The following is a 15,729-nucleotide window of genomic DNA, read 5'->3' as shown; positions in this document are numbered from 1 at the left end:
CCGCCTTCCGCTACTGTTCGACGGACTCCGCCCGCCCGGATCCGTCTGCCTGATCGGTTCGTTCGTCGGGGACGGTGACGTCGGCGGCTCTCGCCCGCGCCTTCTCGACGATAGCGGGGCGCGCGGAGAACTCGACGAGGACGTCCTCGTCGGTGTACTCCTCGCGCTCGACGTGGCCGTGGTCGTAGAGCCAGGAGACGAGACTCATCGCGTCGTCGGACAGCGGCAACAGCAGCCGCTCCTCGCGCCACGCGGGCAGGTCGGCCTCGATTCGGGCGGTCAGTTCCTCGACGTTCTCGCCCGTCAGCCCGGACACCGCCACGGGAGTCGGCGCGAGCGCCTCGAGCGCCGAGCGCTTCGCCGCCAACTCCTCGTCGTCGACGCGGTCGATCTTGTTGAGGACGGTGACGATCGGCGCCTCGTTTCGCTCATAGAGCGTGTCGTGACAGGTCAGGAGCTTCTCGCGCATCTCCTCGATCGGCTCGGAGGCGTCGACGACGAGCAACACGAGATCGGCGCGGTAGACCGAATCCAGCGTCGACTCGAAGGACTCGACGAGCCAGTGCGGCAGGTCCGAGATGAACCCGACCGTGTCGGTCAAGAGCACGTCTCGCGTCCCCGTGTCCGCGCGCCGCGTCGTCGTTCCGAGCGTCGTGAACAGCCGGTCTTCGGACTCGGCGGTCGGGTCGAGGTCGGGATGCAGGCCCTCGTTCTCCCCGACGTCGAGGTCGTCGGCGAGCCGCCGCATCAGCGTCGACTTGCCGGCGTTGGTGTAGCCCGCGAGCGCGACGAGGTCGAACCCCGACTCCCGGCGCTGCTCGCGGCGCGTCTCCTCCTTCTCGGCGATGGCGTCGAGTTCCTGTTTGATCCGGGAGATCTGCGCTTTGATGTCGCGCTCGCGGCTCTCGTCGTACTCGCCGAGGCCCATAAAGCCGGGGCGCTCATCGCGCTTCGCCAGCGACGCCTTCGCCTCCGCGCGCGGCAGCTCATAGCGCAGTTCCGCGAGCTCCACCTGCAGCTGCGCCTTCCGGGTGTTCGCGCGCTGGCCGAAGATGTCGAGGATGAGCGTGAAGCGGTCGATCACCTCGACGCCCGCTGGGATCTTCCCGCCGATGTTGTACGTCTGATACGGCCCGAGGCGGTTGTCGACGACGACGGCGGTCGCGTCCGTCTCGCGCACGAGCGCCGCGAGCTCTGTGACCTTCCCCTCGCCGAAGTGGTAGGCGGCGTCCTCCTCGCGCGACTGCGAGAGCCGTCCCGCGACCTCGTAGCCGGCCGCGCGAGCGAGGTCTTCGATCTCGCTCAGGTCGGCTGACTCGCCGCCGTCGACCCGCTTCGCGACGACGACCCGTCCCGCTCCGCTCATGGTCTCACCGCGGACGCGGCGAGTTCGGAATCGTTCACCTGCACTGTCTGATGAGAGGTACGCGGCCGAACCACTTGAACGCTACCCGAACCGATCTCGAATAGATAGCAACGGTTCACGGAATACCTAGCATAAATAGTCAGGACTATACGAATATCGTGGATTGGAAACGATTGATAACTAATTTCTTGTAGTTAAGTTTAAACAGATGCGGCTCCGAGAGAGCACACTCAATGATACGTCGGATTCGTTCCCAATTTCTCCCACCCGACGCGACGTTGTTCGTCGCGCTCGCGACGGTGTGGGGCCTGTCGTTCGTCGCCATCGAAGCCGGACTCGCGTACGTCCCCCCGCTGTACTTCGCGGGCGTCCGCTACGCGCTCGCCGGCGTGCTCGTCCTCGCGTACGCCGCGCTCACGACCGATCGCGTGCGGCCGCGCGGCCGCACCGAGTGGCTGAACGTCGCCGTCGTCGGCGTCTTCCTCGTCGGCGTGTACCACGCGCTCCTGTATCTCGGACAGCTCTCGGTCCCCGGTCCCGTCGCAGCCGTCGTCGTGAGCCTCTCGCCCGTCCTGACCGCGGCGTTCGCGGCGGCACTCTTGGACGACTCGCTGGACTGGCTCGCCGGCGTCGGGTTCCTGTTGGGTCTCGTCGGGGTGGCGGTCGTCGCCGACTTCGACCCCGCGAACCTCCTCGCGAGCGACGTCGTCGGAATCGCGGTCCTCTTCGTCGCCGCCGGGAGCTTCGCGCTCGGCTCGGTGCTGTCGACGCCGCTCCGCACGACGCTCTCGGACGTCTCGATGCAGGGCTGGGCGATGCTCCTCGGCGCGGCCGCGCTGTTCGCCGGATCGCTCGCCCGCGGTGAGGCCGTCGCGACCGTCGAGTGGTCGACGACGGCGCTCGCCGCGCTGGCGTACCTGACGGTGATCTCCGGCGTGATCGGCTTTCTCATCTACTTCGCGCTGCACGAGCGCATCGGTCCGGCCGAGAGCAACCTCGTCACGTACTTCCAGCCGATCGTCGCCGCCCTCGGCGCGTGGGCCCTGTTCGGCCAAACGGTGAGCGCGACGACCGCCCTCGGCTTTTTCGGCATCTTCGCCGGGTTCCTCCTCGTGAAACACGAGGTCGTCCGCGAACGCCTGGCGGTGGTCGGTGTCCGCGCTGAACTGCAGAATCCGATACGGTCGTTCAACTACCGGGCCATCCAACGCGGCCGCGGGCTCACCTTCGAGCGCGACGTCGCCTCCGAGGACCTTTACACTTCGACGACAAGCGGGTTCGGCTCCGACGCCGACTGACGAGGTGTGAACGAACGCTTCACGAGCGGTTGTTTGCAGCGCTGATTCGGTTTTTTCGTCGCGCTCGCGGCGGCGTTCGATGGCGGGCCACGCGAGATCCGTAACGAGGTTCGGACGTTCGCCACCCGAGGGCGGGGATTGGAGCCGGAATGCTATCGAGCGTGGCTCCACGCAAACCGGGCGCGAACGGAGGCGAGGTCACGGAACTGCGGAAACGCCTCATCGGTCTGAATTCGGCGGTCACCGACGAAGGTCCCTGAGGAGAGTCTGTGGTTTCGTCGGCGCTCCACTACTCCCGGCTGGGTGGCCGATAATACGTTTGCAGGCCTTCGCTCACTCGATCGCGCGCCGTATGCGAGCGGAAGAGCGATCAGTTGTGAACGCGACTGTATTACAGCTTGTACCCCCGCGATCTCGAGGAGGCGACCTTGGTCCCGTCGGCCAGTTCTACTGTAACTGTTATCTCGGCCGTCTTTCTGCCCTCCTCGGTGACCTCGGCTCTTCCGATCACGGTATCGGTACGCTCAGCAGCGGAGAGAAACGAGACATTCGCTTCCAGCGCCACACCGGTCTGCTCCGCCCACAGCGAGTTCAGCGCGGCTCCTGCGGTAGCATCCGCCAAGGAAAAAATCGCTCCACCGTGGAGTGTCCCGTTCGCGTTCAAGTGATCCTCCGTAACCTCCATCTTTGCGACTGACTTCCCGTCTGACACGGTCTCGAAGGAGATGCCGATATGTCGGCTAAACGGATCGTTTAGAGGTACGTTCGGATCCCGTCCACTTTCTTCTCCCATACCAATGTGGGCGGTAATAGCTCTTATATATCTTCTTACGCAGGCTCGCTTCCCGTGCTATCCAGCGCTGAGGGCGAAGCCAGCGGGCCCTTCGCGAAAAACAGAGAGTGCGTTACTCGTCGATGAAGTCCGGCTCGATCCGCTTTTGGGCGTACTCGTCTTCGAGGTGCGCCCGGAACGCCTCCACTTCGACGCCGTCGCGCTCGCGCTCTTTGCGGTCGCGGACGGAGATGGTCCCCGCCTCCTCCTCGTCGCCGCCGACAACGAGCATGTACGGGATGCGGTCCTCCTGTGCCTCCCGGATCTTGCGGCCGAGCGTCCACGAGCGGTCCTCGACCGAGGTTCGAAAGTCGCCGAGTTGGTTCTTCACGCGGTGAGCGTAGCCCAGCTGGTCGTCGCTGATCGGGAGGACCCGCACCTGTTCGGGCGCGAGCCAGAGGGGGAACTTCCCGTCGAAGTGCTCGATGAGAACCATGAAGAACCGCTCGTAGGAGCCGTAGAGCGCGCGGTGGATCATCACCGGACGGTGTTCCTCGTTGTCCTCGCCCGTGTATGACAGCTCGAAGCGCTCGGGCATGTTGAAGTCGAGTTGGACCGTCGGACCGTCCCACTTTCGCCCCAACGCGTCCTCGAAGGCGAAGTCGATCTTCGGGCCGTAGAACGCCCCGTCGCCGGGTTCGAGGTCGTAGTCGAGGCCCTGGCTCTCGAGCACCGACCGGAGCTGGGATTCGGCCTGCTCCCAGATCTCGTCGCCGCCGACGGACTTCTCCGGACGCGTCGCCAACGCCACGTGGGCGTCGAGCTCGAAGGTGTCGAGCACCTCGTAGATGGCGTCCATCACCTGATTGACCTCCGCTTCGATCTGTTCGGGCCGGCAGAACAGGTGGCCGTCGTCGATGGTGAACGACCAGACTCGCGAGAGCCCCGAAAGCTCGCCGCGCTGCTCTTTTCTGTACACCTTTCCGTCCTCGAAGTACCGCACGGGCAGGTCGCGGTAGGACCACGACTTCTGATCGAAGATCGTCGCGTGCCCCGGGCAGTTCATCGGTTTCAGCCCGTATTCCTCGTCGTTGACGTCCATCAGGAACATATCGTCGACGTAGTTGTCGTAGTGCCCCGACTTCTTCCACAGCTCCGTCCGGAACAGGTGCGGCGTCTCGACGGGGTCGTAGCCGGCGTCGACGTTGAGATCGCGCGCGTACGAGGCGAGTTCGTCGAGGATCTTCTTGCCGTTCGGGTGATACAGCGGCAGGCCGGGCCCCGTGACCTCCGGAATCGAGAAGAGATCGAGCTCCTGTCCGAGCTTCCGGTGATCGCGCTCTTGGGCCTCCTCGCGGAGCGTGAGGTAGTCTTCGAGATCGGATTCGGACTCGAAGGCCGTCCCGTAGACGCGCGTCAGCGTGTCCTCGTCCTCGTCGCCGCGCCAGTACGCAGAAGAGATGTTCAGCAGTTTCACCGCGCCGATATCGCCGGTCGATTCGACGTGCGGCCCCTGACAGAGGTCCTCGAAGTCGCCCTGGACGTAGAAGGAGACGGGGTCCTCGCCCGCGGCCTCGTCTCCGAGGATCTCGCGCTTATAGCGGTTCTCCTCGTACGTCGAGACGGCGTCCTCGCGGTCGCGCAGTTCGCGTTCGATCGGGAGATCCGCCGCCAGAATGTCCTCCATCTCGTCTTCGATCGCCTCGAGGTCGTCGGCGTCGAGGTCGACGTTCGCGACGTCGTAGTAGAAGCCCTCGTCGGTCGGCGGGCCGATCGCGAGTTTCGCCTCGGGGCGGAGTCGCTGGAGCGCCTGCGCGAAGACGTGCGCGGCGGAGTGTCGCAGGACGCGGAGGTACTCGTCGCTCTGGTCCGTGACGATGACGATCTCTGCGCCGTCGTGGACGGGCGCGGCCTTGTCGACGAGCTCGCCGTCGACGACGCCAGCGACCGTGTCGCGGCCGAGTCCGGGTCCGATCTCGTAGGCGACGTCCTCGACCGTCGCGCCCTCCGAGACGGACAGTTCCGAGCCGTCGGGGAGGCGGACAACGATTTCGCTCATACGCGTTCGGAGTGCGAGCGCACGAATAAGTGTTTTCGAGTCGGTGGACGGCTCGGGTCCGGGGCGGCGTTCCACCGCGGTGTCAGCGGCGTCAACAGATCGCGTAGTAGAGGTACAGCGCGCCGTCGTCCTGAATCTCGACGTATGCGTTCCCATAGCACGCGTTCGTTTCGACCGTCACGCTCTCGGTCGCCCCGCGGGCGGTCGCCGTTACCCGGAAGGACTCGATCCCGTCGGGATCGGCATCAGCGAGGTTGTACACCTCGCGGTCAGCCCCCGACGCGAACGTCTCTGTCTCCTCGTAGACGGTCGCGTTCGTCGCCTCGCGAACGACGCGAATCCGTATCTCGACCGACTGATTCCACCGGTTATCCACGCGGATCGACTTGTCGAGATCCGGCTGCTCGGAGGCCCGTTCGGTCGGGTTCCACTCATCGGTGGGCGTCTCACCCGGCGTCGGGTCGGGCGTGGGCGTCGGCGTTCCGGGCATCGCCGTGGGCGTCTGCGTCGGCGTGGCCGAGTCGGTCCCGGTCCCCGGCGTCCCGCCGAGACAGCCGGCAGTGAGCAACAGCGCGGCGAGGACGACGGCGAGTGACGGTCTGAACGCGGGCATCACACGCCCCTACGGCCGCTCGGGGAAAGTCCCTTGTGGAGACTCAAACAATCGTTGTACGGACGGACCGCCGGGTCCGATCGGTTCACTCCTCGGTCGCCACGTCCCGCTTCACCTCGTCGGCGCGGGCGTCGGCGAGCCGCGTCGGCTCCGGGAGCTTGTAGTCCGCACAGAGCCCTTCGACGAGGTCGGTCGCGGTGTCGACGCTCACGCGGTGGCCCGGGCTGACGTACAGTGGGTTGATGATCGGCCGCGAGTCGTACTGTCGGGACTGGAGCGCGTGGCCGATTCGCTCTCCGGGCTCGGCGTTCTCGACGCTATCGTCCGCGAGGATCGGCGTCCGCCAACCGGCGGGCCGACCGTCGACGTCCGAGGCGGGCGCGCCGCACAGCAGTCGCTTGGCGACGCCGACGCTCGGCACGTCGAGCGTCACGCCGAGGTGGGTGGCGAGCCCCGCCTGCCGGAAGTGGATGCGGCCGCTGCCGTCGAAGACGACGAGATCGGGCTCACAGTCCAACGCGGCGAACGCCGCGAGGATCGGCCCGCCCTCTCGGAAGGCGAGCAGCCCGGGGATGTAGGGGATCTCCAAGTCTGTCACGGCGTGGGCGCGCTCGACGACCGTCTCGCCGCGGCTGACGACCACGGCGCTGACCGCGCGGTCGTCGAGGAACGCCTGATCGACGCCGGCGACGAGCGGGCGGTCGTCGGTCGCAGAGGCCGCTTGGTCGGTCGTAGACGCTGATTGGTCGATAGTGGACGCCGCTTGATCGAGCGTGTACTCACCGAGAAGCGACGCGGCGGTCGGGTCGAAGCCGAGGTCGTCCCGCCACGTCGCCGCGGCGGCGACGTCCAACTGGAGCGCCTCCATCTCCTCGCGGGTCGCCGTCGCGTCCGGGACGAACTCGGGGCGGACGGGGCGCATCGACTCAACGTCGACGGCCGGGACCGCCCGGTCCGCCGGGGCCGCCCATCCCGCCGCCGCCGCGGCCGAACTGCAGGGAGTTCGGCACGCCGACGCGGCCCTTCACCCGCACGCCGTACACCAGTCCGACGACGAGGCCGGCGAGGTGTGCGAGGTGGGCGACGTTGCTGCCGATCCCCGTGCCGGCCGCGACGCCGAAGCCCGCGATGATACTGAAGGCGGCGAAGCCGAACGTCAGCACCCACAGCGGCATCGGGATAATGAAGTACAGATACACCTTCAGGTTCGGGTTCAGGATCGTGAGCACGCCGAGGACGCCCATGATCGCGCCCGAAGCGCCGACGACGCCCGCGCCGAGCTCTCCGACCGTGAGAAGCGTCGAGAGGACCTGCGCCAGCCCCGCGATGATTCCGGCAGCGAAAAAGAGCGCGGTGAAGCGCTTCGTATCGAGGTAGCGCTCGACGACCGGGCCGAAGAAGTACAGCGCGATGCTGTTGAACGCGATGTGCGTGAAGCCGCCGTGGGCGAAGATGGAGGTGACCCACGTCCAGACGTACTCGATGTGACCGGGCGAGAGCACGAAGACGGCCTGCCAGAGCGAGCTCCGGGGAGACGCGTCGAGAAGCAGCGGAAAGACGAAGAACTGCAGCGCGAACGTGATCCACATCGCGCCGAGGAAGACGTAGCTCATATTTCCACGGAAGTAGCCGAGCGGGCCGCCGGCCCCGGTGAGTCGGTCGACGTATCCGCCGCGTGCGGTTCCGCTCCGGTGCTGCACTGAGTCGTCGAAGCCGCTGTCGAAGACGCCGGAGGGATCGTTCCACTCGCCGAGCCCCGGACAGTCGTGGTTCTCCGGGAGCCGGTGTTCAGCACAGAACGTGTTCCCGCACCGGCGGCACTGGTACGGGAGGTTCTCGTGCGTTCCACACTCGTCGCAGGTAGCCATCACGCACCGTAGTTGCGGCGGGAGTAAAAGCGGTTCCCCTTATCGGCCGTCTCGACTCGGGTACGCCACTCGCAGAGCGGCGCACCGTCGCGCGTTTTCAAAACCGCTCGGACACCCTCGATGCGGCCCTCTATGCGCTGGGAGCGGTCGGACCGCGTTCGTCGCCCTCGTCTGTCGGCGTCTCCGCTGCCGGTTCCTCCTCCGCGTCGTCCTCGCGGCGGAAGTCGGTGGGGACGACCGTCGGGTGGTCGACGCCGAGGCGCGGGGTACTTGTGGCCATCACGTCTCACACTTCGCTCTCGACGAGTAAAAGATTACTCATACGCATAACGCATCGGTCGCGACGGCGGTGATTACCGGGAGGTATCGCACCGCGGAACCGCGGCTGACGGGGAACTATCGAAGCGGTACCGAGACGCGACATCAGTCGCCAATGCGACGGTCGCGTCCGGACAGAACGAGTGATTCCGTACGAGAGAGCGGCTTACGCGAAGTTCTCCTCGTAGAGGTCCATCGCGTGCTCGACGGCGTCTTTCGCCGCGGCGGCGTCCTCCCATCCGAGCGTCTCCGTCTGTTTGCCCTCCTCGAGGTTCTTGTACGTCTCGAAGAACTCCGAAATCTCCGCTTTCTGCTGGTCGGTGAGGTCGTCGACGTCCTCGACGGTGTCGTAACGGGGGTCCTCGGCGGGGACGGCGATCACCTTGTCGTCCTTCTCGCCGTCGTCGTCCATCCGCATCAGCGCGACCGGACGGGCCTCGATGATGCACCCCGGGAACGTCTGGTCCTCGACGAGCACGAGGATGTCGAACGGATCGCCGTCGTCGTAGTACGTCTGCGGCAGGAAGCCGTAGTCCGAGGGGTAGTGAACGTTCGAGTGAAGGACGCGGTCGAGGACCACGCCGGGGACGTCCTTGTCGTACTCGTATTTGTTCCGTTCGCCCTTTAGGCACTCGATAACGGCGTATACGACGTCCGGCGCGTCCGGGCCGGTCTCCAGCTCTTCCCAGAGGTTCGTCATACCTGCTCTGTCGCCGAAGAAGCAAAAAGTCCTTTCGCATCGCCGTCACTCGCGGTACACCGGGGCCTGTGTTCACCGTCGCGTCTCGCGACCGAGTCGACGAGGGAGCCAGCGACCGCCGCCGCTCAGTGGATGAGTGATCCGTCTCTGAGAGACTCATCTCCCGCTATCTGATCGAATACTCGAGAAGCGGAGAGTACCCTTTAGGTATGCCTGTGAGAGGGCTCTGAGGAGAAAGGCGCTGGTACGCGCCCGGAAATTCAGCCCCCCGAACGAGCCCTAATCGTCCGATAGCGAGCGTATAGAGTCGTTATTCGAGCATCGAGCCGTGTGAAATAACTTCAGTTGAGAAAGGTTAAATATCCCGGCGACTTTTCATCCAGTATGTCAGAGGCACAAACAGTTACTGACGACACGAGCGTGGTACGCGACCTCACCGCGTTTCAGCAGAACATCCTCGTCATCCTGGCAGAGGAGCCGATGTACGGCCTCGCGATCAAGCGGAATCTCGAGGAGTACTACGGGACGGAAGTGAACCACGGGCGGCTCTACCCCAACCTCGACGATCTCGTCGATATGGGGCTGGTCGAAAAGAGCGAACTCGACAAGCGGACCAACCAGTACGCACTCACAGAGCAGGGCCACGACGCGCTCCTCGATCAGTTCGACTGGATGCTCGCGAAGTTCGTCACCGGCGACGACCGCGCCGGCGAGGTCGTCGACCTCGTCGACGAACACCGGTAACCGACGACCAACCGACTGCGGAGCGCATCAGGTTCCGGGCACGCCGTCGTCGACGACGTCGGTCACGAGATCGACGCTCTCGGCGACGATGGATTCCTGTTCTTTCGACGGCCACACGTTCCGGGGGTAATACTCCGTGAGGAACTCCGCTCTCTCGGCCCGCGTGGCCTCGGCGACGCACTTCAGATAGTGGTTACCCATGAAGTCCGCGAACGCGCGGACGTTCGCGGCGTGGTCCGGTCCGTGGCGGTTCTCGACGGCCTCGACGACCGCCGCGTTCGCCGCCTCGACGTCGTCCCACTCGGCCCCGTGGTCGGGCCCCGAAAGCGACACCTCGACCGCGCGGTCGGTGTCCTCGATGCGATCGAACTGCACGGTACTGCCGTCGACCCATTTCTCGGGGTACAACACGAGCGTGTCGTCGTCCTCGCGGACGCGCGCGGTGAAATCGTGCTCCCCGACGAGATCGTCGCGGTAGTCCCGGTAGGCGTCTTCGGCCTCGGGGTCGACCGCGTCCGCGGCGAGTCGCGTCAGCCGTTCGGCCTCCTCGACGACCTCCGGTGGGACCTCCTCGGCCCCCCCCGACGGCGCCTCGAGATCCCCCGGATCGCCTTCGATCGTCGGTCGGTCGGACTCCGCGCGACGTTTCTCACCCATTGTCGAGTGCCTCGTTCGCGAGTGAGTCCGCGCGGTCGTTTACCTCCCTCGGTACGTGCTCGATCGACCACCGATCGAAGTCCTCGAGCAACTCGAGGGCCCGCACGCGCCGCTCGCGGAGCGCCGGGCTGTTCGTGTCGTACTCGCCGCGGACCTGTCTCGCGATCAACTGCGAGTCGCCGCGGACGTCGACCTCCTCGAAGCCGTACTCGCGCGCGGCCTCCAGCGCGCGGATGAGCGCCTCGTACTCGGCGCGGTTGTTCGTCGTCTCGCCGATCCGCTCGCCGCCCTCGGCGACGATACCCTCGCTCGTCACGAGGACCCAGCCGATCGCGGCCGGCCCGGGGTTCCCGCGGCTCGCGCCGTCGAAGTACGCGTGCGCTCTGCCGCCGCCGGCGGGTCTGAGAAGCGCCAGCAGCTCGGTCGGCCGCGAGCCCTGGACGACCACCGTGTCGTCGTAGGCGACGGCGGTGGCCCCGCCCCGCGTTGCCCGCCACCGCTCGTATTCGGTGTTCCCGTCCGCGACGTCGACGCCCGCATCTTCCAGTCGCTCGCGGGCGACGTCGGGGTCGCACTCGATGCTCGGCATACCCGAGAGACGTGGAGCGGAGGAAAAGAAGCGTTCGGTATCGCGGGCGCGACGTCTGCTCCGCCGACCGCGCATCAGCGTTGCAACGTGAATCACACGCGAAATAGGCCGACACGGCAAAAGCGTCCCACACGCCCAAACCGACACCGCGCAGACTTGTCGGTCGAAACATCTAATATGCCGTTCAGATCACATCGTTCCGTGCCGGAGACTCTCGAATCAGTCGACGAGGCGGTGGGGGAAGCACTACTCGAGGCGCTCGCGTCCCGGCGGGAGGTGGCGGACGACGTCGCCCGCCGCGGGACCGTGCTCGACGAACACACCGAAACGATCGGTATCAAACAACACGAGCGGCTCTTCGTCACGGAGTCGCGCAAGCGACGAAAGATGCCCGCGTCGGCGTACCGCTCGAAGCGGCGCGGCAGAAACACGCTGGCGGACCGCTGGAGCGGCGCCCCGAGCGGGTTCAACTCGATCGACGCCAACTACATCTCCGAGGAGACGCCGACGCCCTGTGAGGGATGCGACGGGTCCGGCCGACGGCCCTGTTCGACGTGCCACGGCGAGAAGACGGAGACGTGCCCGGAGTGCAGCGGCGACAGGATCGTCGACTGTCACCGGTGTGGCGGGGAGGGAGAGAACCCCTGCGACACCTGCGGCGGGGACGGCAGCGTCCAGAAAACACGAGAGCAGAGCCGTCCCTGCGAGCAGTGCGGCGGCAACATGCGGATCAAGTGCCCGGAGTGTCTGGGCGACGACGAGGACTGCTCGAACTGTCGGGGCAAGGGCGTCGTCGACTGTCCGACGTGTGGGGGTCGCGGGACGCAAACCGAGACAGAGGCCTACACCGAGCAGTGCTCGACGTGTTTCGGCGAGGGTGCGACGACGTGTGAGTCCTGTGGCGGCGAGCAGACGGAGACCTGCTCGAACTGCGGCGGCGACGGCTCGATCACCTGCCGCAACTGCGATGGGAAAGGCGACATCCAGTGCAGCACCTGCGAGGGCGATGGAAAGACCGTCACCGCCACCGTCGGAACGCTCTCGTTCGAGCGGTCGACGAATCTGGAGGTCGACGCCGACCACGTTCCCGCGCGAGCGATCCAAAGCGGCGACGGGCGCGTGGTCGAGACGACGCGTCCGGTGAACGACGAGCGCGTGAGCGAGACGGTCTCGGGGATGCATCTGTTCCGCCACGAGATCACGCAGTCGCGGGCGGACTGTGAGACCGCCGAGTACACCTACGACGGCGACCGGTACTGGGTCGCCCGCGTCGACGGTGAGCTCCGATACGAGGACTTCCCGAACGATCCCGAGCACCTCGAGGAGTCGATCGCGCAGGCGAAATCGAACGGCACCTTCGAGCTCCGCCCGCGAACGAGCGCCGTCGGCGCGCTCGCGACGAGCGTGAAGCGGCTGCTCACCGACGCCGGGAAGTTCCTCGTCGCCTCTGGACTCCTGCTCGTGGTGCTGTTCGCGGTGTCGATCGTGTCGGCGATCGTCGGCGTGGTCAGCTCGACGGTTTCATCAGCGCTCTTCGTGCTCCTCGGCGGTGCGGGGAGCATCATCGTCGCCTACGCGTTCTTCGAGTTACTGTGGGGCGACAGGGAGTCGAACCTCGCCGATTTCGGACCGGACCGAACGTACTCTCGGTGGGACCTGCTCCTGCCGGCGCTGCTCGTCGCCGCCGCGGGCGCGACGTTCGCCGCGTCGGTGGGCGACGAGTTCACGCGCCTGCGAGTGTCGACGGTCGCACTCGGACTCTGGGCGGGGCGCGTCGGGACGTGGCTGGACTACGAGGGGCATCGAGTCAGCTACGTCCTCGAGCAGCGGACGAAGCTCATCAGTCGACTCAGCGCCGACGAGGCGACGCTCTCGAAGTTCGGGCTCGAATCGGAGCTTCCGTCCCTGTCTCGAACGCTGAGCCGGAGCACGTACACGCGGCTCGGGGTGGTCGTGTTCACGCTCTGTTGGGGCGGCTGTGCCGCGGTCTTCGCGGCGCTTTTCGTCAGCGGGTTCGCCGGCATATCAGTAGTGGACGCGTCGGCCGCTCTCCGGCCGTTCTTGCTCGCCGTGGGCGCGGTTTCGACGCTGGGCTTTCTCGTCGGGGCACTCCCGCGGCTGCTGGATTGACTCGATCGGCGCCGACGGTCCCCGTCCTGTTTCGAACGGCAGCGCGCGGTTTCGAGGGACTGCGAGCGGTCGCTGCGTCCTCGACGCCCCCGCGAGGCCGCCGTGACCGACCGGATCTTCGGGCCTCGTCGGCCGAGGGTTTAACTGTGTCGAGACAGCGAATATAAAAATGCGATGACACGGCCCACCCGCCAGCGGGAACAGAACGCCGAGAGGACGCGATGGCAGGGCGAGCGCGAAGACGAGGCGGACGAAGCGGAAGACGACATCGACAGAGAGGAGATGGACGAGGAGGACCTCGTCCGGACGGGGGACGGGGAACTCATACACGAGCCGACGGGGATCGTCGTCGAGGAAGAGCAGATCGACCCGGGACCGGAGTGGCGGGCATTCAACCACTCAGAGCGGCAGTCGAAGTCCCGCGTGGGCGCGCCCACGACGCAGACGATGCACGACAAGGGGCTGACGACGACGATCGACTGGAAGGACAAAGACGCCTACGGGCGCTCGATCTCCTCGCGCAAGCGCTCGCAGATGCACCGGCTGCGGAAGTGGCAAGAGCGCATCCGGACGAAGGACGCCGGCGAGCGCAACCTCCAGTTCGCGCTCTCCGAAATCGACCGGATGGCGTCGGCGCTCGGCGTCCCGCGCTCGGTACGCGAGGTCGCGTCCGTGATCTACCGACGCGCGCTCAGCGAGGACCTCATCCGCGGGCGATCGATCGAGGGCGTCGCCACCTCCGCGCTCTACGCCGCCTGCCGAAAGGAGGGCATCCCCCGCTCGCTCGAGGAGATCGCCGAGGTCTCGCGGGTCGACCGCAAGGAGATCGGCCGGACGTACCGCTACATCTCTCAGGAGCTGGGACTGGAGATGCGCCCCGTCGACCCGAAGAAGTACGTCCCGCGCTTTTGCTCGGAGCTCGAGCTCTCGAAGGAAGTCCAGTCGAAGGCCGACGAGATCATCGAGACGACCTCCGAGAAGGGCCTGCTCTCGGGGAAGTCGCCGACGGGCTTCGCGGCCGCGGCGATCTACGCGGCGTCGCTGCTCTGCAACGAGAAGAAGACCCAACGCGAGGTCGCAGACGTCGCGCAGGTGACCGAAGTCACCATCCGCAACCGCTATCAAGAGCAGATCGAAGCGATGGGCATCCACAGTTAGTCGTCGCCCGTCGGGGCCGACGCCGAACGTTCATATCCGTCGCCGGCGGAGTGACACACGATGAAACTGGACGAGTACGTCGACATCGAGCGCAACGAGCGGGCCGAGCGTCGGCGACTCGCCGAGGAGAAGTCCTACGACATCCTCGATCACCTCGAGACGTTTCAGGACCGCTTCGAGGAGACGCTGCAGGGCGACTCGCTGTACGGCGGCGTCTCCCCGTCGATCTTCGTCGGGACGTCGAACTACCCGCGCGTGTCGACGGGGTTGCTGTCGCCGGTCGGCCACGACGACGACGCCGAGCGCTTCGAGACCTCCGGCGCGTGGTACGACGAGCGCGTCTCGATCGACGACGTGTTCGCGCGGCGCACCTCGCTTCTGAACTCGAACCGGTCGACGAAGGTGACGAACGTCGCCGACTCCTGGGACGGCTTCCTCGGCACCCAGCGCGAGGTGGCGATCGCGGACCGCCCCGTCACCGTCGAGATCGGCCTCGACGAGCGCCCCGACGTCGACCTCGACGTCGGCATCGACGACGTGGCGACCCCGGTCGGCCCTCGCGCCCGCGCCCGAACGGCGGACCTCGCGGAGAACCCGCACGTCCCCCGTCCGGTCGAGAAGACGCTCGAAGACGACGACTGGAACGCCGAGGGCGCGATCAACTACCTCTACCGCAGGGGGTTCGACGTCTACGACGTCAACACGATTCTCTCCGCGGGCGCGCTCGGCCAGACCGAGCAGCGGCGACTCGTCCCGACGCGCTGGTCGATCACCGCCGTCGACGACACGGTCGGTCAGTACCTCCGGGGACGCATTCGGGGGAACCCCGGCATCGACGGCGTCGAGATCCACCGCAACGAGTTCATGGGCAACGCGTTCTGGGTGATCCTCGCGCCCGGGCGGTGGGAGTACGAACTCGTAGAGATGAAAGCGCCTGGCAGCGTCTGGAACCCCGACCCCGAGGCGGGGATGTACCTCGCCGCCGACCGGGAGGGCTCGGAGGGACGGACGGGCTACGTCGACGAGACCGCGGGAGCGTATCACGCGGCGCGACTCGGCGTCCTCGAACACTTGGAGGAACGCGGCCGGCAGGCGAAGGCGCTCGTCCTCCGGCACGTCTCCGCGGAGTACTGGGGGCCGGTCGGCGTCTGGCAGGTGCGCGAGGCGGTCCGGAACGCCTTCGAGGACGAGCGCGGCACCGCCGAGACGTTCGCCGGGGCCGTCCGCGGCGTGACAGAGCACCTCCCCGTGTCGCTGCCGACGCTCCGTCGGAAGTCGGCGATGGCCGCCGGGTTGCAGACGACCTTCGGCGACTTCGCATAGCGCGTCGCGTCGGGATTGACTCCCTGCGGCGCAAGCGTGACACAAAATCGCACACGGTGGAAAGCCGCGGACCGAATCGCCCCGCTCCGGCGGCCCTCGCGGCGGTACTACTTTAACGATCCGACGATACGTAC

General features: G+C 66.5%; 15 protein-coding genes. 5 read left to right on the top strand and 10 right to left on the bottom strand.

The features are described from left to right. Positions 1-10: 10 nt before the first annotated feature. Positions 11-1,366, bottom strand: coding sequence for a GTPase HflX (hflX, locus tag ACT3HL_RS08025; protein WP_445086303.1), 1,356 nt, complete (start codon positions 1,364-1,366; stop codon positions 11-13). 233 nt (positions 1,367-1,599) lie between these two features. Here hflX and ACT3HL_RS08020 point away from each other — a divergent pair, with 233 nt between their 5' ends. Further along, positions 1,600-2,664 (top strand): EamA family transporter, encoded by a 1,065-nt coding sequence (locus ACT3HL_RS08020; protein ID WP_445086302.1) that lies wholly within the window; start codon positions 1,600-1,602, stop codon positions 2,662-2,664. Positions 2,665-3,055: 391 nt separating this feature from the next. On the opposite strand, the gene ACT3HL_RS08015 is transcribed toward ACT3HL_RS08020, so the two are convergent. From ACT3HL_RS08015 to ACT3HL_RS07985, 7 genes are all read right to left on the bottom strand, one after another. Beyond that, the gene (locus ACT3HL_RS08015) at positions 3,056-3,457 is read right to left on the bottom strand and encodes a hotdog fold thioesterase (RefSeq protein WP_445086301.1); all 402 of its coding nucleotides are present in this window, start codon (positions 3,455-3,457) and stop codon (positions 3,056-3,058) included. 112 nt (positions 3,458-3,569) lie between these two features. Beyond that, positions 3,570-5,495 (bottom strand): threonine--tRNA ligase, encoded by a 1,926-nt coding sequence (thrS, locus tag ACT3HL_RS08010; protein WP_445086300.1) that lies wholly within the window; start codon positions 5,493-5,495, stop codon positions 3,570-3,572. Between the two features lie 91 nt (positions 5,496-5,586). Further along, a complete protein-coding gene (locus tag ACT3HL_RS08005; RefSeq protein WP_445086299.1) occupies positions 5,587-6,108 on the bottom strand; it encodes a hypothetical protein in 522 nt (173 codons plus the stop codon). A gap of 85 nt (positions 6,109-6,193) precedes the next feature. Continuing rightward, positions 6,194-7,030, bottom strand: coding sequence for an endonuclease V (locus ACT3HL_RS08000; RefSeq protein WP_445086298.1), 837 nt, complete (start codon positions 7,028-7,030; stop codon positions 6,194-6,196). 4 nt (positions 7,031-7,034) lie between these two features. Beyond that, the gene (locus ACT3HL_RS07995) at positions 7,035-7,976 is read right to left on the bottom strand and encodes a rhomboid family intramembrane serine protease (protein WP_445086297.1); all 942 of its coding nucleotides are present in this window, start codon (positions 7,974-7,976) and stop codon (positions 7,035-7,037) included. A 130-nt stretch (positions 7,977-8,106) separates the two neighbouring features. Further along, complete coding sequence (locus tag ACT3HL_RS07990; protein WP_445086296.1) at positions 8,107-8,256, bottom strand: hypothetical protein; 150 nt, start codon at positions 8,254-8,256, stop codon at positions 8,107-8,109. A 204-nt stretch (positions 8,257-8,460) separates the two neighbouring features. Then, entirely contained in the window at positions 8,461-8,994 is a 534-nt protein-coding gene (locus ACT3HL_RS07985) for an inorganic diphosphatase (protein WP_445086295.1), read from the bottom strand. Positions 8,995-9,378: 384 nt separating this feature from the next. On the opposite strand from ACT3HL_RS07985, the gene ACT3HL_RS07980 reads away from it, so the two are divergent. Continuing rightward, positions 9,379-9,738 carry a helix-turn-helix transcriptional regulator gene (locus ACT3HL_RS07980; RefSeq protein WP_445086294.1) on the top strand — a complete coding sequence of 120 codons (360 nt, stop codon included), beginning with the start codon at positions 9,379-9,381 and terminating at the stop codon, positions 9,736-9,738. A gap of 27 nt (positions 9,739-9,765) precedes the next feature. Here ACT3HL_RS07980 and ACT3HL_RS07975 read toward each other — a convergent pair whose 3' ends face one another. Continuing rightward, positions 9,766-10,395 carry a DUF7108 family protein gene (locus tag ACT3HL_RS07975; protein ID WP_445086293.1) on the bottom strand — a complete coding sequence of 210 codons (630 nt, stop codon included), beginning with the start codon at positions 10,393-10,395 and terminating at the stop codon, positions 9,766-9,768. Beyond that, positions 10,388-10,984 (bottom strand): ribonuclease HI, encoded by a 597-nt coding sequence (rnhA, locus tag ACT3HL_RS07970; protein WP_445086292.1) that lies wholly within the window; start codon positions 10,982-10,984, stop codon positions 10,388-10,390. Before rnhA ends, ACT3HL_RS07975 begins: the two co-directional genes overlap by 8 nt. A gap of 201 nt (positions 10,985-11,185) precedes the next feature. Here rnhA and ACT3HL_RS07965 point away from each other — a divergent pair, with 201 nt between their 5' ends. The 3 genes from ACT3HL_RS07965 (at position 11,186) to nreA (ending at position 15,595) form a co-directional block, all read left to right on the top strand. Further along, entirely contained in the window at positions 11,186-13,114 is a 1,929-nt protein-coding gene (locus ACT3HL_RS07965) for a hypothetical protein (RefSeq protein WP_445086291.1), read from the top strand. Between the two features lie 174 nt (positions 13,115-13,288). Beyond that, the gene (locus tag ACT3HL_RS07960) at positions 13,289-14,272 is read left to right on the top strand and encodes a transcription initiation factor IIB (protein WP_445086290.1); all 984 of its coding nucleotides are present in this window, start codon (positions 13,289-13,291) and stop codon (positions 14,270-14,272) included. Positions 14,273-14,332: 60 nt separating this feature from the next. Beyond that, positions 14,333-15,595: a DNA repair protein NreA gene (nreA, locus tag ACT3HL_RS07955; RefSeq protein WP_445086289.1), complete on the top strand. Its 1,263-nt coding sequence runs from the start codon at positions 14,333-14,335 to the stop codon at positions 15,593-15,595. Positions 15,596-15,729: the final 134 nt, after the last annotated feature.

It is taken from the genome of Halobellus sp. GM3 (genome assembly GCF_052545375.1).
Note: the sequence above shows the minus strand (reverse complement) of the source record. Positions and strands in the feature narration are given on the sequence as shown.